Genomic DNA, 17,590 nt, shown 5'->3' with positions numbered 1-17,590 from the left:
GGCGCATGTCGACACGACGAGTCGGCAGGCGCATTACTGCATCACTGCGGGAGCAATGATCGCGCCACGAGGGGCACCCGTTCGGTTCGCTTACACCTGAAAACCGAGGGCCGTCCCGACAAACTCAGCAGGCGCTCACCGCCCGGCCTCCGCCGCCAGCACCATAGCCTCCGCCCGCAACGCGACGCTCTCGAAATCCGATGTCGCACTGAACATCACATTTCCCTTGGCGTCGAGCAGATACGCCTGCGGTGTGCCCCAGTTGTTGAACGCCTTGCCGGCGCTGCCGCCAACATCGAGATACACCGGCAACGTGAAGGATTTCGTGCGCAGCACGCTTTGCAGCGCCGGCGTGGACTGCGCCTGTTCGACCACCGTCATCGCGCGAATGCCACGCTTGGCCAATGCGGTTGCGGTGCGTTGAATCTCGCCCAGCGCATCCACTGCGGGGCCACAGTCGGTACTCCAGAACACGACGACGGTCACCTGCGGTGCCAAGAGCGAACGCAGGGTCGCGCTGCTGCCGTCGAGCGCACGCAGCGTGACATCAGGCAGTACGCGACGTTTGGCACCGGCCATCACACGCGTGGACAGGTCACGCTGGGCACTGCGCACGAGCTCGGCCCATGCCGCAGCGCCGATCTGTGTCACGCCCGCTGACTGCAAGGCCGCGCGCCGCGATGGTGCGGTGCTCGGGTCGACCGACACGCGTGCAGCCATGATACGCGCGGTCGTACTGTCGCCGACTTTCAGACTGGTCTCGCGCACGGTGTTGAACACCGACAGATCCCAGCCGGCCGCCGTTGCCAGCGCCAGCGTGTCGAGCGCGGCGCGATGCGCGCCGTCGTCGGCCAAGGCACGACCGAGTTGCGCCAGTGCCAGTCGCTGCGAGCGGGCCAGTCGCTCCACCTGCTCGGTGCGCGATTCGTCGAGCGCACGCAGCTGCGCACGGGCGCTAGCGAGTCGCGTAATCTCCGCGCGCAAGCGGCGCTTGCCTTCGTCGCGCCATGCAGGAGCGGCAAGCAGTCGCACCGCGACGTAGCGCGCGGTGGCCGGCGATGAATCGGCCGCAACAAGTCGGTCGCTCCACCGCAGCAGGTCGTCGGCGTTGGCGGTGGCTGGCGGCAACAGGCGCAGCGCGGCCGACACGATCTGCGGTGCGCGATCGGCGGGTACATCGGGCCACAACGCTTCGAGACCGGCGAGCGCGGTGGTGGTGTCGCGACGCGTAGGTAGTTCGCGCGCCGCAATCGTGAGCATGCGATCCTGTGCCGCAAACGACTGGGTCGGTGCTTCACGCAGCAGTCGCTCGTGCCAATAGGCGTTGGCCACGCTGTCGGTGCGCCGTGTGTACCAAAAGGTGGTGCCGATCAACGCTGGCGAGATATCCCGCATCGCGCGATGGCGCGCATCGAACCTGGCCGAGGCACGCTTGTGCGCCGCCCGTGTGCTGTCGGTTTCGAGCGACATCCATGACTCGAAGCTTTGCAGCCACGTCCATGCCCCGATGGAGTCGGGATACAGCTGCATCATGCGCCGCGTGGTGGCGAGTCCTTCTTCCCAGCCGCGTCCCATGAGATCGTGATTGCGCTGGTCCAGCGCCGACAGCAATGGCGCACCGTTGGCCCCGGCGCGCATCACCTCCCAGGCGCGACCACCCAAATCATCGACCGCCAGCGCGGCCGTGTCTTCTACGGCAAGCGCCGCAAAGACCACCGAGTCGGGCAGCGTGAAGCGACCCACGTATTCCTTGCCGGTGGTGCGGTGCAACGTGGCGATCTCCACCACCGGCACGCTCACATTGTAGCTCTCGCCGTGCACGGTGCGGATGCGCGCGCGCAATCGCAGTTCGGCCGGTCGTCCTAACAACGCGCCGGCGTTGTAGCGCACCGTCACCACCTCGCCTGCCTTCGGGAGCGTGGTGGACAACGTCATCGTGCCGGAGATCATGCCCGCTTCGACCACCGGTGTGCCGCGGAACAACGCGATGGCTGACCACGCGGCAACGCCGGCGGCGATGGTGGTGGGAATGCGCCAGCGCGACCGTCGGGTCACCTGTGCCGCAACGGTCGGCACGTCGCTGGATACATCGTCATCGCCAAATGCATCCACATGCTCTGGCACCAGCACACGAACGCCCGCCGCGCGCGACGCCAGTATGCGTGCGCGCAGCGCCGTTGGTGCGGCCTCGAGCGGCAGTCGCCGCGCGCGCTCGTCGAGCGTCGTCAGGAATTGCACCGTATGCTTACACTCGGCGCACCGCTGCCGATGATCGGTCAGTGCACGATCACGTTGGGCAACGGGTGCGCTCAGGTAGTCCTGCCACGTCGCCATCGAGGGATGCGCAACGTGCAGATTCGAAGGCGTAGTCATCGGGTGATCCTGGCGCGAAGCTGTTCGAGGGCGCGGGTGTGGCGCACACGCGAGTTGCCTTCGGAGATGCCGAGTAGCGTGGCGATCTCGGGGTGGGTGAAGCCTTCGACCTGTCGCAACACGAACACGGCGCGCAGCGTGTCGGGGAGCATGGCGATGGCGCGTTCGAGTTCGCTGGCGTCGGCGAGGTCGCCCGCGTTGTGCCGCGAAGCGTGCTCGGTGTCCGTGAGCGCGTCCTCGCGACGTCGCTTCACGCTACGGAGTCGCATGAGCGCCACGCGCACCGTGCGGGTGGTCAGCCACGCCCGTAGTGCACCGCGTTCTTCGTAGCGCCGCAGCGCTTCGGGTAGCCCCACGAACATGTCGTGCACGGCGTCTTCGGCGTCTTCGCGTGAACCCAGCAGCTGCTGGGCCACGCGCAGCAGGCGCGGTGCGAACTCGTCGTAGAGTTGGCCGAGCGCGTGCGGATCACCGGCCCGCACCTGATCGATCAGGTGCGTCGGTTGGTCAGTCACTCGGCGGGAGGCGATAGGGGCAGTCATGATGGAGGGGATTTTCTCATGAATGCCGTGGGCGGGTCGAACGTTACAGGCAGGTCAGATCCCTGCCGCGACTACCCCACGAACGCCCGTCGCGCTTTGTCGACTGCGGCAGCGTTGGCTTCCACCCAGATCCAGATGCCGCACACCGCTTCGCCCAGTGACCGGCCCAGCTCGGTGAGCTGATAGTCCACGTGCGGCGGGATCACGGGATGCACCCGTCGTGTGACCAGGCCGTCTCGCTCGAGTTGGCGCAGCGTTTTGGTGAGCATCTTCTGACTCACGCCACCCACCGACTCCTGCAACCGCGAGAAGCGCACGGGATCGCCGTGCTCCAGCGCTTCGATCACGAGCAGCGTCCACTTGTCGGCGACGCGGGCCAGCAACTCCCGCACGAGTTCGGCGTTGTCGGTGGCAACCGCCAGGCTGTCGATAGTATCCATTGGGTAAGTATAGCACTTTCAGGCGCCTTGTTGCCAATGGATACTGTAACGGTACTGTTCGGACATGACACACACTGCCAGCAGTTCTGCCATGAACGACATCGCCACCTCGACCACGGGCGGCGCCCTCCGCCAGCTCGGCGCCACTGGACCTCAGGTGTTTCCGATCGCCCTCGGGTGCATGGGCATGTCGGGGATGTACGGCGCCAGCGATGACGCAGAAAGCATCCGCACCATTCACGAAGCCCTGGAGCGCGGGGTTACGGTGCTCGACACCGGTGACTTCTACGGCATGGGGCGCAACGAGTTGCTGGTCAAGCGTGCGCTCGACGGGCGCCGGCACGGCGCGCTGATCTCGGTGAAGTTCGGGGCGCTGCGCGGGCCCGACGGCAGCTGGCTCGGGATGGATAACCGCCCGATGGCGGTGAAGAACGCGCTGGCCCATACGCTCACGCGACTCGGCGTGGACCATGTCGACATCTACCGCCCGGCGCGACTCGATCCGCAGGTGCCGATCGAAGACACGATCGGGGCGATCGCCGACTTGGTGAAGGCAGGCTACGTGCGCCACATCGGCTTGAGCGAAATGGGCGTCGACACCATTCGCCGCGCGCACGCGGTGCACCCGATCGTGGACGTGCAGATCGAATACTCGCTGATCACGCGCGGCCTCGAAGCGAAGATTCTGCCGGTGCTGCGCGAGTTGGGGATCGCGGTGACGGCGTATGGCGTGCTGTCGCGCGGACTGCTCAGCGGCTCGGCGACGACCGGCGCGTCGGATTTCCGTGCGCGGTTGCCGCGGTTTGCGGGGGAAGCTGGAGAGCGCAATCGGGCGCTGGTGGAACGGATGCGCGCGGTGGCGGAGGCGAGAGGAGTGTCGCCGTCGCAACTGGCGATTGCGTGGGTGCTGGCGCAGGGACAGGACATTGTGCCGGTGATGGGGGCGCGGACGGTGGTGCAGCTGGAGGAGGCGCTTTCGGCTTTGGGCTGTGGGCTGAGGGAGGAGGAAGGGAGGAGGTTGGAGGAGATTGCGGGGGAGATTACGGGGGCGCGGTATGACGCGCATGCGATGGGGATGCTGGATAGTGAGCGGTAGCTTTGGGCTTTGGGCTGGGGGCTTGGGGTTTTGGGTTTTGGGTAGTGGGTGAAAAGCAGTGGGGGAGGAGGTAGTGTTCAGGATATGAGTTCACGACTGCTTGGCGTTGCGATGGCGACGATGATCGTGGGGTGTGCTGGGGCGCCTCGGTATGCGCCGCCGATTCCGGCGGTGGAGGGGAGGGAGATGGCACTGTTCTCCCTCAGGGCGATCGACCTTTCGGTTGGCGCGGGTACGCCGCTTTCGGCGGGGCGCTGTGTGTATGTGCACTACACGGGGTGGACGACCGACGGCAAGAAGTTCGATTCGTCGCGTGACACGACCAATGCGGGACGGGTGAAGGATCCGATCAGCTTTCCGCAGGGATTCCGTCGCGTGATTGCGGGATGGGATCTCGGCTTCCAGGGCATGAACGTGGGCGGGTCGCGCCGGCTCATCATTCCGTGGCAGTTGGCGTACGGCGAGAAGGGGCGGCCGCCGGTGATCCCCGAGCGGGCGACGCTGATCTTCGACGTCGAACTGATGCAGGTGGCAGATACCGTTCCGCGCGCTGACGGGGCGCCGCGGCCGGCGGGGCAGGCACCGTCGTGTCCGGCGTGGAGCGCCGTGAAGACCGCACCGTGAGCGACACAGCGAATTCGTCAGCGGCGCTGTCGGCCTACCCGGCCACGTCGCCATGTCTCAAGGTGTGCGTGCTGGACATGGGCGCGGAATGTCGAGGCTGTCGTCGCACGATCGTCGAAATCGGCAACTGGTCGCGGATGACGCTCGATGAACGACGTGCGGTGAATCAGCGGATCGGTTTTCGCGGACACGACGAGAAGCGCTAGTCGAGCGCGCATCGGCGAATCGCCACTACATCGCCAGCGGCAGCCGTACGCTGAAGGTGCTGCCGTGCCCGAGTCCGGCGCTGCGCGCTTCGACCTGGCCGCCGTGCAACTCCACGATGCCTTTCACCAGTGCGAGACCGATGCCGAGTCCGTCGCCGGAGCGCGTGCGGGTGGTGTCGACTTGGCTGAACATGCCGAACACGCGCTCGAGGTCTGCCTCGGCGATGCCGACACCGGTGTCTTCAATCTCGATCACGGCGTGCAGTCCGTCGCGCCGAATTCGCAATGTGACGAGACCGCCAGCGTCAGTGTACTTCGCGGCATTCGTGAGCAGGTTGCAGCAGACCTGCGCCAGCCGCACGATGTCGCCATACACATGCATGCGTTCACTTGGTACATCGACCACGAGTTCGTGACGTCGGGCCTCGATGGCAGGGCGGGCCATTTCAATCCCACGCTCGAGCATCGCCGTGAGCGTGACCTGCTCTCGCTGCAGCGTGATCTTGCCGTGCGTGATGCGTGATAAGTCGAGCAGATCGTCGAGCAGGCGCCCCATCTGCATGACTTGACGCTCGATGATGTCGCGACACCAGTGCAATCGGGCGGGGGCGATCGGATCCTGCAGCAGCGCGACCACGTTGCCGAGCGGCGCGAGTGGATTGCGCAGCTCGTGGGCGAGGGTGGCGATGAAGCGGTTCTTCTGCTCCACCGCGCCACTGAGCTCCAATTCGGCGCGCTTCCGATCGGTGATCTCACGGACGAACGTATCGCGATACATCGGCGATCCCTGCTCGTCGGGCACGATGGTCATGATCGACCAGAACCAGCGCAGCTCGCCCGAACTCGAGACGGTGCGAAACTCCGACTCGGCGCGACCATCGCGCGCGAGCTGCTCGAAGGCGGCCATGACGACGGTCCGGTCGTCTTCGTACACCATCTCGAGCAAACGTCCGAAGTCCTTCTCCATCATTTGCTCGGCCGAAACGCCAAACATTCTCATGCTGGCCGGACTCACGTACTCGTAGTGCCCGGTGTGTACGTTGGTCCGCAGATACAAGTCGGGCATGTGCTCGACGAGTAGGCGGAAGTGTGCGTCGCGTGCTTTCAGCGCGAGCTCCGTGGCGCGTCGCTCCGTGATGTCTTCGAAGACGGTGTAGACCTCCACCGGCTTCGGCGCATCAGCATGCATGAGTGGCACGGCGTCGATACAGATCCAGCGACGCTGTCGTTCGCGCGGATTGTACACACCCATGATCACGCCCCGGGTAGCGACGCCAGTGGCCAGCGTGATCATCGAGGGATGCTCTGCCGCCGGGAAAACGGAGCCGTCTTCGCGCACCGTGTGCTGCTCGGCATGCTCCGAGGTGCTGCCGAGCATCTCAGCGCGTGACTTTCCGAGGATGCGCTCGGCGGCCGGATTCATCGCGATGATCCGCCCGTCCGCGGTCTGATGAACGACACCATGCAACATGGTGTCGGCCAGCACCCGATAGCGCGCGTTGCTGTCGCGAAGTGCCGCGAGCGCATGCGGCAGGTCGGGCGTGTCGATACCGTCGGACGTCAGGGTATTCAGTTGGGAGCCGCTAATGAGGGCCAACGGGCATGCACAACGTGCTCACAATTTGATGACTGCCGCAATCGCGGTCGCGGCCACTTGTTCGTCCTGCGCGCTGGTGGCTCCGCTCACGCCGACGGCGCCGATCACCTTGCCGCCGACGAGAATGGGCAAGCCGCCCTGTAACGCGACGAGCCCGTCCACAGAAAGAAACGTAAGCGTGTCGGCCAAAATCCGGTCGGCGTACACTTTCGTGGGCCGGCCGAAGCGGGCAGCCGTGCGGGCTTTCCCTTGTGCGATCTGCACGGTGCCGGTGCTGGCGTTGTCGAGCTTGAGGAAGCCGAGCAGGTCGCCGGCGGCATCGGTCACCGCAATCGAGACGTTCCACTTGTTCTGCTTCGCGGTGGCTTCGGCGCTCGCCAGCAGGCTCTTGACCGCATCGGCGGTGAGCATCTTGGTGTCGGCCAGCTGCGCCGCTGAGACTCGGGGCGTGGCCACGGCCAGCGTGACGACGGTGACGGCGGCAGCGAAGAGGCGAGTGAGGCGCATGGCTTGGTGGGAGCTGGTGTGAGGGTGCTTTGGGGGCAGTCCTTTGGCAACATTAAGCTGGATTCGTGGCGTTGCGCCAGCATTGGGTGATTGGATGGGCTCGGTAACAGCTCGTTCACGCGAAGCTCGCGAAGGGCCGCGAAGCCACGCGAAGGAAAGCGAGCAACGCTGTTGCGCTGTTCAGACAAAAAAATGCCCCACCGTCGAGGCGATCCGACGGAGGGGCATTCAAGAAACCTCATTGCAGTTCTTCGCGTCTCTTCGCGGCCCTTCGCGATCTTCGCGTGAACCAGCTGTTTACTGACTCCTAAAGCGATCCCAGCAAGTCGTCGATCGCCTTCCGGTCGGCGTCTTCCAGCGGCTCCGCCCCGTGAATGATGCGCGTCAGAATGTCGACCGCTTCTTCGGCCAGGTTGTCCGGATACTTGCGGTCCTTGGCGAAGCGCACGATGTGGCCGAGGAGGATCGTCTCGAACGGCGATTCGTCGTCGCCATCTTCATCGTCGTCATCGTCCATGTCGTCATCCATCTCGTCTTCCGCGTCGCGCATCGATTCGTAGCTCGGCACGCTCGCCTTCCACGGTTCCGACGAGTGGGCGTCGGCCTCGAGTGAGGTGCGCGGAACCAACGCGAACAGGCGGCACTGCAGACCCGGCGCCTCTTCGTAGGCGAACAGGCCAAGGGCGACCGGCTCTTCGAACAGCTTGAGATCGACGAGCCGCTCGATGGCTTCCGGCGGCATGGCACTGCGGGCCACCATGCGGCCGTCGATGTAAGCGGCCAGCGCCGATGATTCCGGCGCGCGCGGGTCGTCCAGGCGAGACACGACCAGCGCGATCGGCTCGCGCGTGGTTACGAAAACGGCAGGCTTCGCCTCACCATCGACATCACCCGTGCCGATGCTGTCGGTGATGCCGTAGTCGCTGTCGTCGTCTTCGTCGTCATCGCCCTCGGCCCCTTCGTCGTCGTCGGAGGAGTCAGGCGTGTCGTCGTCGTCCGGCGTCTCGTCGGGTGTTTCGTCGTCGGGCGCTTTGAATTCGTCAGCCGGCATGGCTCATCTACACGGTTCGTGAATCCTGCATCGGGGTGATACCCCGGCATGGCAGGTTAGGCACCAAACCATCGCACGGGAAGGGCGATGGCGGAGTGAGGGCGGCGATCAGGTCGTGGCGGCGACTTCGCTCACATCGATCTTCTCGAATACGCCGCCCAGCCAGAACAGGATCGGCCAGAGCTCGGCCACCACCACGGCACAGGCCAGCAGGGTGGCGACCAGCACCGACCAGCCACCCCAGTCGTTGGTGAACCACAGGATCAGGCCGCCCAGTCCGACCGGGAATACGAGGGCGATCGCGGCTACCAGCGTGGTGGCGCCGGTGGTGAGCAGGTTCTGCCCCATCGTTTCGAACCCGCGGGCCTCGGTGCCCAGTCGCACCCACGCGGGAAAGAGCAGCGCGGTGCCGTTCTGGATCGTGAACATGAGCGCGTTGAAGATCGGCACGCCCACGATCACCGACACGATGATGGGAATGGTGGCGCCGCTTTCGGCCAGCATAGCGGGCTCCTGCAGGAACATCACCAGCGGTACGACCATCAGTGACCACACCGTGATCGAATGCAGCGCGGTCACGGCGGCGATCTCCGCCGCCACGATACGCCATCCGGGCAGCGGCATCGTTTTCAGCATCGCCAGGCGCGGCAAGTCGAGCCGCAGGTCGAAGCGCATCCAGAGCGGGCCGATGAACAGCAGCATCGCGCCCCAACCGAAGGTGACACCCATGAAGACATCGCCGGCACGGTCGGAAGCCGAGCGTGTGACCGCGGCGAGTACCGCCAGACCGACGGTGAACGTGAGCAGCTGCGTGCGCCACGCGCCGCCGCGCATCGCGGCCACCACGTTCTTCCACGCGATCGCCATTTCCGGACGACCGGTGAGCGCCAACGACGGCACCTTGGCCAGCTTGCCCTTCCGCGAGCGCGAGTTGCCCATCTGCGACGAACGGAAGCGCTGCAGGCGTTCGGCGCGATGTTGCGTGGCTTCGAGTGCGGCTTCTTCGAACGCCTTGTCGAGCCGAACGACCCAGAAGTAGTGCAGCAGGAGTATCGCCGCGGCGAACGGCATGGCGGCGAGCCACTTGGCTCCACTGCCAAGAAAGACGGGTTCGAGCACGGCGCGCACCGGCCAGAGCGCGGCCGAGGGAGCGGGTGTGCGGAGCGCATCGGTGACGACGAGCAACACGGCCTTGGTGCCCGACAGGCTCGCCACTTTAAGCAGCGGCCACGCCGTCACGATGCCGTAGATCACGGCCACCAATACTGCGCCGAAGACGATGAGCGGCAGAATGAGCCGACGACGTGCTTTGCCCACGTGCTCCATGGCGTTGGCGTGCACGATCGATGCGCCCAGGCGATGGAGGGCGAGTGAGGAGAAGAGCATCCACAGCGAGAGTCCGCGTTGCCATCCTTCCACACTGCCGCCACTGCCGCGCAGCAACACGCTGAAAATGACCGTGTTGAGCAGAATCGCGAGCTGCATGCGCACGAGCTTCGCATGCACGAGCTGTCGTCGGCTCACGGGCGCGGGAAAGAGGAACTGCACTTCGGCCGGCGTGAAGGCGAGGGCGCTGCGTTCACCACCGAACACCCACCAGCGCGCGGCCGACAACAACAGGAGCGCGCTGGCGATCGGCACGGCCACGTCGGTTTCCACCAGCTTGGCGAGTGGTCCGCCGCCCAACCGTGAATTGCGGAACAGCGCCCACCAGATGTACAGCATGCCCATCACGACGGCCGCGAGATAGCGCGGACTCTTGGCCCGTGCCATCTGCTGGCGCAGTCGATTCGCGACGGTGCGCTGATACAGGAACAGCATGGCCGGCGCCGGCGCCGGCTGTTGCACAACCGTGGGCGTCATACTCACGAGACGGTGTCGTCGCCGGTGAGGCTGATGAACATCTCCTCGAGTGACCGACCAGCCAGATCCGGACGCGATTCCACGATTTCGGCGATGGTGCCCAACGCGACCGCCTGTCCTTTGCGAATCACCAGCAGGCGCGTGCACAGCTCTTCCACGAGATGCAGGAGGTGCGAACTGAGAATGACGGCCGCCCCCTCGCGCGCCCGCGCGGCGATCGTCTCTTTCATGCGACGGATGCCGACTGGATCGAGCCCGGTGAGCGGCTCGTCGAGTAACAACGCCGACGGCTGATGCAGCAGGCCGCAGGCAATGGCCAGCTTCTGCTTCATGCCGCGCGAGAGCTCGGTGGGGAGCGCATCCTTCTTCGCCGTGAGCTCGAGTTCTTCGAGCAACACGGGAATGCGTGGCGCCGCGTCGCGCACGCCATACAGGCGCGCGACGAACTGCAGATGCTCGGTGACGGTGAGATAGTCGAACAGCTGCGGTTCATCGGGGATGAACGCGAGCCGCGACTTGGCCGCCACCGGATCGGTTTGCAGATCGATGTCGGCGATGCGGATACTCCCCGACGTGGGCTGCAGAATGCCGGCGAGCGCGCGCAGCGTGGTGGTCTTGCCGGCGCCGTTGGGGCCGACCAGACCGAGCACATCGCCCGGGGCCACGCGGAATGACAGCGACTGCACGGCCACGGTATCGCCGTACAACTTGGTGTACTCGATGACGTCAATCATGAACAGACAGTAAGGAGTACGGGGTAAGGAGTACGGCGTACTCTTGAGACTTCTACGGAAAAACGAGTGGGGCGGAGAGCGTGACGGTGAGAGACGCGCCAGCGGGAAGACAGCGCTCCGTCTGTGAATTGCGGGCGGCGGCGATGGTTCCCGCCGCGGCACCGCCGGCGGCTCCGATGACAGTACCACGGGTGCCGCCGCCAAGCACGCGTCCGGCGATCGCGCCGATGATCGCGCCGGTGATGACTTTGCCCTTGTCGCCGCCTTTCGAGACCTGGCGCTCGGTGATGGCCACGTTGTCACCCACGCGCACGGTGCCCTGCACGGGCACGAGTTCGCCGTTTACCTGCACGCTGCGCACGCGAAACACGAACCCGCCGTCGGAGGTCGGGGGCGCCATCTCGACGAGGATCGGCGTGCCCACCGGCAGCGTGGCACCGTCGGGTCCGTTCACCGGTTCGGCGAGCTCAGCCACAATGCGGTCGCCGGGACGGTTGGCCAGCGAACAGATGGCGGCGTTCGTTCTTCCGGACAGCGAGGTGCCGGAGGAGAGGCCGCGGGTCGGTCCGGGGGTTGTTGTTGGCGTAGCGGCTGGTGCTGCGGCTGGTGCCTCGGCGACGGGAGCCGGTGGGGGGGGCGGGCTCTACGGCTTGACGCGAAGCGCGCGAAGGGGGCGAAGAGGGGCGAACGGCCTGGGTAACGGGTGCGGCGGGGCGAGGCGTGGCCCGAGCGGGAGCACTTGGGGTAGCAAGAGCTGTGTCGCCGATCTGGGCGGGAAGGGGCCGGATGGGCGCGTCGCCGGCGGCCAGCGTGAGATCGCGGGCCAGCAGCGAGTCGACGGCCGACGTCTGCGCATTACGATCGCGACATCCGGCCATCACGAACATTGATAAAGGCAGACAGAGTGCGATAATGTGCCGCACGTCGAAACGCTTCATCCCTGTTGGCCGTTCGGATTGAAGTTGCCGCATGGTGACGACGATAGTCGATGGTAAGATGACGAACCCGGGTCCCGTATGAGTTACACCGAAGTCGACGTGACGCCGCCACCAACGGCGCAACACGTGTTCATTGCGCGCCAGCCGATCTTCGATACCAATCGACGACGGGTGGCGTACGAGCTGTTGTATCGGGCGCACCGGGATGCCACGCAGGCCATCGGCCTGTCGGAATCGCACATGTGCGGTGATACGGCCTTGCACGCCCTGCTATCGATCGGCCTCGACCGGCTGACCGCAGGCACCACGGCGTTCGTGAACATTACCCGTGAACACCTGCTGGGCGAGCTCTATAAGATCTTCGACCCGACGGCGGTGGTGCTGGAACTGCTCGAAACGATCGACGGCGACCCCGCGGTAGTCGATGCCTGCGAGCGCGCCGTGGCCGAAGGGTATCGTCTGGCGCTCGACGACTACGACTCGCGCCCGTCGCTCGACCCGCTACTGCCGTTTGCCAGTATCGTGAAGCTGGACGTGCTCGGGAAAACCGCCGACGAACTTGCACCGGCCGTGACACGCCTGAAGGGGCTTGGGCTCACCGTGCTCGCCGAGCGGGTGGAAACGGCCGAGATGCTGCACGTTTGTGAGACGCTCGGGTGCGTGCTTTTTCAGGGCTACGTGTTCAGCCGACCCGAAACGTTGGACGGACGTGCGGTCAACGTGCAGCACGCCACGGTGTTCAACATCATGGCCCTCCTCAACGAGCCCGATGTCACGGACTCGGCGCTCGAGGAAGCGTTCCGCAGCCATCCGTCGCTCTCGCTCTCCCTGCTGCGCATCGTGAACTCGGCCTCATTCGGCGCCCGTTCGGTCGACTCGATTTCCTATGCGATCCGTCTGATCGGCCGGGAAGCGTTGTCGCGCTGGATGCTGATCATGCTGATCGCCACCGTCGGCGCCCAGAGTCCCGTGGCCCACGAGGCCGTGGTGAACGCGCTCGTGCGCGGCCGCTTCTGCGAAACCGTGACCGCGCACGGTCTGTCCGGCGATCCCTCCGCGCGCTTCCTGGTCGGACTGCTCTCGCGCATGGACGCGCTGCTCGGCTTGCCGATGGAATCCGTGCTGGAGCGGCTACCGGTGAGCGCCGATGTGCGCGACGCGCTGCTCTTGGGGACCGGACCGCATGCGCCGGTGCTGCGCTTGGCCGATGCGTACGAGCGCGGTGAGTGGGCCGAGGTCGACGCCGACGACAACGTGGCGATCGCGCTGCGCGCCGAGCTCGCGGGGCTGTACGCGGATGCGGCGCTGTGGGCGACGGAGCGGTTGCGGATAACGGGCTAGGAGGGAGTGGGGAGTGGGGAGTACTCACAACTCCCAACTTCGACTCACAACTCAAGACTCACGTGAGTGGTGAGTGTTGAGTCCAAAGTTCGGAGTCATGAGTCCTACGGGACTCGCTTGGCGAGACTCGCGTGCATCGAATCCGTCTTGTACTGCGCCATACTCGCCGCATCGGCCGCACCATCCGGCGTCACGCTGAATGGCAGCAGGATCGAGATGCGCCGATTGGCAGCCGACAGCGGATCGTCCAGGATGCGCGGCTTGGTGGCGGCGTAGCCGCGCACTTCCACGATGCGGCCGTCGCCCAGTCCCACGCCCTCGAGCACGCGACGCGCCGCGTTGGCGCGATCGGCGGAGAGTTCCCAATTACCGTAGGCGCCACCGGCAGCGCTGAATTGCGCGGCGTCGGTATGGCCTTCGAGAATCACCGGGTGATGCAGCGTAGCGAGCTCCGTGCCGATCAGCTGCAGCGCGAGCATCGTCGGCGACTTCATCTTGGCCGAGCCGGTCGGGAAATACACGTCGCCGGAACCCGTTTCCACGAGCTCGATGCGCAGGCCATCGTTGGTGACTTGCACATCCACCAAGGCTTTGAGCGACTTCAGCGAATCGTTGGCGGCGACCTTTTCGAGAATCGCGTTCTTGAGCTGCTCGAAGGTGCGCTGCTCGGTGCTGCGCACGATCATCCGCAACGGCGTCTTCTGGACGTTGGTCGGCGCGGTGCCGGTGGAGAGCGGACTCGAACCGGCGCCGTAGCCCTTCTTGTAACCGACCGGATTGGCGAAGTAGCCCTCGATGGCCTGCTTCGTCTTGTCGTCCATGCCAAGAATCCACATCACCATGAAGAATGCCATCATGGCGGTCACGAAGTCGGCGTACGCCACCTTCCATGAGCCGCCGTGATGGCCGCCGTGTCCGGCGACCTTCTTCTTGACGATGATGATCTTCTTGCCACCGCGCGGAGCCATGGTATTACGCGGCCTTCTTGCGCGTCAGCTCTTCGAGCTCGGTGAAGCTCGGGCGCTCGTGCGGTTCGACGTTGCGGCGGGCGAACTCCACGGCGGTCATCGGGGCATCGCCACGCGCGAACGACAGCAGCGCGGTGCGCACGCAGAGCATGTAATCATGCTCGGCGGCGATGCGGTTCTCCATCGCCTTGGCGATCGGGCCGAACACGCCGTAGGCGAGCAAAATGCCGAGGAACGTTCCGACGAGCGCAGCGGCGACCTTCTCGCCGATTTCGGAGGCAGCGCCACCGATCGAGCCCATCGTGATGATGACGCCGAGCACGGCGGCCACGATTCCGAAGCCCGGCATGGCGTCGCCGACGGCGGTCACGGCGCTGGGAACCAGCATCGCCTCGTGATGATGCTTCTCGAGGTCGACGTCGAGGATTTCGGCCAGGTTATGATCTTCTACGGTGCCGGTGAGGAGCACCTTGAGCGTATCGCACAACAGCGACACTGCGTGGTGGTTCCCCATGAACGACGGGTACTTCTGGAAGATGTCGCTGGACTCGGGAGTTTCGATGTGCGACTCGAGACCGACCAGTCCATCCTTGCGGGCCTTCTGGAAGATCTCGTAGAGTACCTGCAGTAGTTCGGCATAGGCCGTCGCGCCGAACGGGTTCGGCTTGAGCAGACCGAGCGCCTGCGAGACCACACCCTTCAGGACCGCGGGCGGATTGGCCACGATCATGGAGCCAAGTCCCGCACCACCGAGAATGAGAAACTCGTTGGGCTGGATGAGCACGGCGAGCTCGCCATGGTGCATCACATAGCCACCGATGACGGAGCCCATCACGATGACCAGGCCTATGATGACAAACACGCGGCAGATCCTGGAGTGCGAGTGGAAAGATCAGACGTGAGCAGCGACGCCGGTGCGGCGCGCTGGCTCTCGGTACATGACGATTTGCTTCGCGGGTTGGCACATGCGTTCAGCAATCGCGTGGCGACGGTCGCGGCCATCGCCGCGCTCTTCGATTCGTCGCGTATTCCCGACGAACGCATGCTCACCGGACTGCGCACCGATGCCGACCGTTTGGACGGATTGCTGGAGCAATTGCGCCAGCTGACGCGACGTGAGGACGCCGATCTCGAACCCCTGATGCCCGGCGACAGTGTGCGCGCTGCTCTGGCCCTGTTCGAGCACCATCCGGAGTACCGGGAGGTGCGCTGTACCGTCGTGGTCGCTGACGACGTGCAGCCGGTGCGAGCCGATCCGGCGTCGCTGCAGCACGCGCTGTGCGTGGCGCTGGTGGCCGCGGCTCGGGTGGGAGTTGGCCAGAACGGCGCGACCCGGGCCGACGTGCGCGTGGCGCTCTCCACCGAGGGTGATGCCGTGCGAATCGAGGTGTCCACCGACGGCAGCACCGGTGAGGGCGACGTCGATGCCCTCTCTCTCGATGCCGGTGCGATCAGCTGGCTGCTGGCGCGGAGCAACGGACGCGGTCACGCCTATCCCTACGGCTGCCTCATCGAGTTGCCCACCTTGCAGGCCTCGCGCCGCGCCCGCTAACGGGCTGGCAAACGCTCCCGCAAACGCGCCCGCCAACGCGCCGGCGGACATCAGGCGTCCGGCTCGGGTGCCGGCTTACTCGTCGGCGCGCCAAGAGCGGCCAGCCATTCCGTACCCACCGGGGCGGCGGCACGCTCGTTTTCCGACTTGACCTGATCGGCGATCTCGCCGCGCAGAATCTTGACGTGGCTGGGCGCGTCGATGCCGATTCGGACGCCGCCGCGGTCACAGGACACGACGACGATCCGAATCCCGCCGTCAATGATGATCGAGTCGCCTTCGCGACGTCCGAGGATGAGCATCGCGTATCAGACCAGTGAGAGAAGCGTTTGCATCATATCATCGGCCACTTTGATCATCTTCGTGGCCGCCTGATAAGACTGCTGCACGCGCATCATGTTCACCAGTTCCTCGTCGGTACTGACGCCACTGACCGACTGGCGGCGGGCGTCGGCCTGATCGGCCAGACTGCGGTACACGGTGGCATTGTCGGTCGCGGCGGCCGAATCGATGCCGATGCGCGTGACCATGCTGCGGAAGAAGCTCAGGAATGAGCCAGACTCGGTGGCACCGCTGCTCGACGTCCAGCTGACGGTGTCGTCGACGATCCGCAGGCCGGCCAGCCCCTGCGCTACGCTGTTGTCGGTCGGGCCGTTCGCGTTGCCGCTGGCGGCGATCTTGAGCGGATCGTTCAGAATGGCGCTGTCGACCCGGATCGTCGCCGCCGTGACCGGGTTGGCGACCGAGCCCGCGTCGAAGAAGTTGCCGGCGGCCGTGCCCGGGACCGCGTTACCGGTAAACGTGTAGCCGGTGGTGTGCACGTTGTTCACGGCCGTCGTGAACTGTGCGGCCATGGCATCGAGCCGGCTGCGGGTATCGGGAATGTCGATGTTGAGCACGTCCACCATCGACTTGAGCTCGCCAGCCAATGGCGCGAGACGGTCGGGCGACGTGCCCAGCTGAATGCGCACGTTCACGTCGGTGAGCGGCGTGGCCGGCATCGGATTCGGCGTCTCGAGCTTGAGGGTGAGCGGACGCGCCGTATCACCCTGCACCAGCGTGGAGTTGCCGATGAGCACCGACACACCGCCGTCGATCTGCGGAATGACCCGCGTGCCGGCGATCTTCGAGAGCTCGTCGAGCTTCATGTCGCGCAGGTCGCGCAAATCGTTGTTCGTGTTGCCGTTGCTTTCCGACGTGATGATGCGCGTGTTCAACTCGGCCACCTGCGTGGCGATCGAGTTGATCGTGCTCACGGTATTCTGCAACCGCTCCAGCGTCGACGTGCGCTGCTGAGTGAGCTGCGTATCGTACTCGTTGAACAGCTGGGCCACCTGGCGACCACGCTGCTGCACCACCGACCGCGCCGACAGACTGCTCGGCGAGGCGGAGAGGTCGCTCCACGAGCCCCAGAACGCGTCGAGCGCACTGGCCATGCCCGCGTCGCTCGGCTCACCGAAGACGCTTTCGACCTGGCCCATGAGGTCGCGCCGCATCTCCGCGCTGCCGGCGAGATTGCTCGCCGAGCGGTAGCTGTCGTCGAGCAGCAGATCGCGCTTGCGGATGATCGTTTCGACGTGAACACCGGTGCCGACGTTGCCGTACGACATGCGAACCGGCACGTTGGCAGCGAGTACCGCTTCCTGGCGCGAATAGCCCGGCGTCTCCGCGTTCGCGATGTTCTGCGAGATCGTCTGGAGTGCGGATTGGTGCGTGAGAAGCGCGGTGCGCGCGATGCTCAACAGGCCGGAAGACATG

At 65.5% G+C, this 17,590-nt stretch carries 17 protein-coding genes and 1 pseudogene; 5 read left to right on the top strand and 13 right to left on the bottom strand.

Going from position 1 to position 17,590, the window contains the following annotated elements:
• Positions 1 to 135: 135 nt before the first annotated feature.
• The 3 genes from HKW67_RS13785 to HKW67_RS13775 all read right to left on the bottom strand — a co-directional run bounded on the left by HKW67_RS13785 (position 136) and on the right by HKW67_RS13775 (position 3,355).
• Positions 136 to 2,373 (bottom strand): redoxin domain-containing protein, encoded by a 2,238-nt coding sequence (locus HKW67_RS13785; RefSeq protein ID WP_171225928.1) that lies wholly within the window; start codon positions 2,371 to 2,373, stop codon positions 136 to 138.
• Entirely contained in the window at positions 2,370 to 2,888 is a 519-nt protein-coding gene (locus HKW67_RS13780) for an RNA polymerase sigma factor (protein ID WP_171225927.1), read from the bottom strand. The genes HKW67_RS13785 and HKW67_RS13780 overlap by 4 nt, the downstream gene beginning before the upstream one ends.
• 98 nt (positions 2,889 to 2,986) lie before the next feature.
• Positions 2,987 to 3,355: a winged helix-turn-helix transcriptional regulator gene (locus HKW67_RS13775; RefSeq protein ID WP_171225926.1), complete on the bottom strand. Its 369-nt coding sequence runs from the start codon at positions 3,353 to 3,355 to the stop codon at positions 2,987 to 2,989.
• Positions 3,356 to 3,446: 91 nt separating this feature from the next.
• Between HKW67_RS13775 and HKW67_RS13770 the strand changes: the two genes are divergently transcribed.
• The 3 genes and pseudogenes from HKW67_RS13770 to HKW67_RS22320 all read left to right on the top strand — a co-directional run bounded on the left by HKW67_RS13770 (position 3,447) and on the right by HKW67_RS22320 (position 5,281).
• Positions 3,447 to 4,451 carry an aldo/keto reductase gene (locus HKW67_RS13770; protein ID WP_343212890.1) on the top strand — a complete coding sequence of 335 codons (1,005 nt, stop codon included), beginning with the start codon at positions 3,447 to 3,449 and terminating at the stop codon, positions 4,449 to 4,451.
• Positions 4,452 to 4,637: 186 nt separating this feature from the next.
• Positions 4,638 to 4,982 (top strand): annotated as a pseudogene (locus HKW67_RS22675) (FKBP-type peptidyl-prolyl cis-trans isomerase); the annotation flags it as partial.
• A gap of 89 nt (positions 4,983 to 5,071) precedes the next feature.
• Positions 5,072 to 5,281, top strand: coding sequence for a DUF1289 domain-containing protein (locus HKW67_RS22320; protein ID WP_206044423.1), 210 nt, complete (start codon positions 5,072 to 5,074; stop codon positions 5,279 to 5,281).
• A gap of 25 nt (positions 5,282 to 5,306) precedes the next feature.
• Here the strand turns inward: HKW67_RS22320 and HKW67_RS13755 are convergent, their stop codons facing one another.
• The 6 genes from HKW67_RS13755 to HKW67_RS13730 form a co-directional block, all read right to left on the bottom strand.
• Positions 5,307 to 6,878 carry a sensor histidine kinase gene (locus tag HKW67_RS13755; protein WP_171225924.1) on the bottom strand — a complete coding sequence of 524 codons (1,572 nt, stop codon included), beginning with the start codon at positions 6,876 to 6,878 and terminating at the stop codon, positions 5,307 to 5,309.
• A gap of 18 nt (positions 6,879 to 6,896) precedes the next feature.
• A complete protein-coding gene (locus HKW67_RS13750; RefSeq protein ID WP_171225923.1) occupies positions 6,897 to 7,385 on the bottom strand; it encodes a GlcG/HbpS family heme-binding protein in 489 nt (162 codons plus the stop codon).
• A 307-nt stretch (positions 7,386 to 7,692) separates the two neighbouring features.
• Positions 7,693 to 8,436: a hypothetical protein gene (locus HKW67_RS13745; RefSeq protein WP_171225922.1), complete on the bottom strand. Its 744-nt coding sequence runs from the start codon at positions 8,434 to 8,436 to the stop codon at positions 7,693 to 7,695.
• A 108-nt stretch (positions 8,437 to 8,544) separates the two neighbouring features.
• Entirely contained in the window at positions 8,545 to 10,299 is a 1,755-nt protein-coding gene (locus tag HKW67_RS13740; RefSeq protein WP_171225921.1) for a putative ABC exporter domain-containing protein, read from the bottom strand.
• A gap of 2 nt (positions 10,300 to 10,301) precedes the next feature.
• Positions 10,302 to 11,033, bottom strand: a complete 732-nt coding sequence (locus HKW67_RS13735) for an ABC transporter ATP-binding protein (RefSeq protein ID WP_171225920.1) — start codon at positions 11,031 to 11,033, stop codon at positions 10,302 to 10,304.
• Between the two features lie 52 nt (positions 11,034 to 11,085).
• Positions 11,086 to 11,508 (bottom strand): hypothetical protein, encoded by a 423-nt coding sequence (locus HKW67_RS13730; protein WP_171225919.1) that lies wholly within the window; start codon positions 11,506 to 11,508, stop codon positions 11,086 to 11,088.
• A gap of 541 nt (positions 11,509 to 12,049) precedes the next feature.
• Here HKW67_RS13730 and HKW67_RS13725 point away from each other — a divergent pair.
• Complete coding sequence (locus HKW67_RS13725; RefSeq protein ID WP_171225918.1) at positions 12,050 to 13,312, top strand: EAL and HDOD domain-containing protein; 1,263 nt, start codon at positions 12,050 to 12,052, stop codon at positions 13,310 to 13,312.
• A 104-nt stretch (positions 13,313 to 13,416) separates the two neighbouring features.
• Here HKW67_RS13725 and HKW67_RS13720 read toward each other — a convergent pair whose 3' ends face one another.
• Together HKW67_RS13720 and motA are read right to left on the bottom strand one after the other, a co-directional pair.
• A complete protein-coding gene (locus HKW67_RS13720) occupies positions 13,417 to 14,280 on the bottom strand; it encodes a flagellar motor protein MotB (RefSeq protein ID WP_171225917.1) in 864 nt (287 codons plus the stop codon).
• Positions 14,281 to 14,284: 4 nt separating this feature from the next.
• The gene (gene motA / locus HKW67_RS13715; RefSeq protein ID WP_171225916.1) at positions 14,285 to 15,142 is read right to left on the bottom strand and encodes a flagellar motor stator protein MotA; all 858 of its coding nucleotides are present in this window, start codon (positions 15,140 to 15,142) and stop codon (positions 14,285 to 14,287) included.
• A gap of 36 nt (positions 15,143 to 15,178) precedes the next feature.
• Between motA and HKW67_RS13710 the strand changes: the two genes are divergently transcribed.
• Positions 15,179 to 15,832, top strand: coding sequence for a HAMP domain-containing histidine kinase (locus tag HKW67_RS13710; RefSeq protein WP_171225915.1), 654 nt, complete (start codon positions 15,179 to 15,181; stop codon positions 15,830 to 15,832).
• 50 nt (positions 15,833 to 15,882) lie between these two features.
• On the opposite strand, the gene HKW67_RS13705 is transcribed toward HKW67_RS13710, so the two are convergent.
• Positions 15,883 to 16,134: a carbon storage regulator gene (locus tag HKW67_RS13705; RefSeq protein WP_171225914.1), complete on the bottom strand. Its 252-nt coding sequence runs from the start codon at positions 16,132 to 16,134 to the stop codon at positions 15,883 to 15,885.
• 6 nt (positions 16,135 to 16,140) lie between these two features.
• A complete protein-coding gene (gene flgK / locus HKW67_RS13700; RefSeq protein ID WP_171225913.1) occupies positions 16,141 to 17,589 on the bottom strand; it encodes a flagellar hook-associated protein FlgK in 1,449 nt (482 codons plus the stop codon).
• Position 17,590 lies beyond the last annotated feature (1 nt).

Source organism: Gemmatimonas groenlandica (genome assembly GCF_013004105.1).
GTDB classification, from domain to species: Bacteria; Gemmatimonadota; Gemmatimonadetes; order Gemmatimonadales; family Gemmatimonadaceae; genus Gemmatimonas; species Gemmatimonas groenlandica.
The sequence above is the reverse complement of the archived record's forward strand: the minus strand, read 5'-3'. Positions and strand labels throughout refer to the sequence as shown.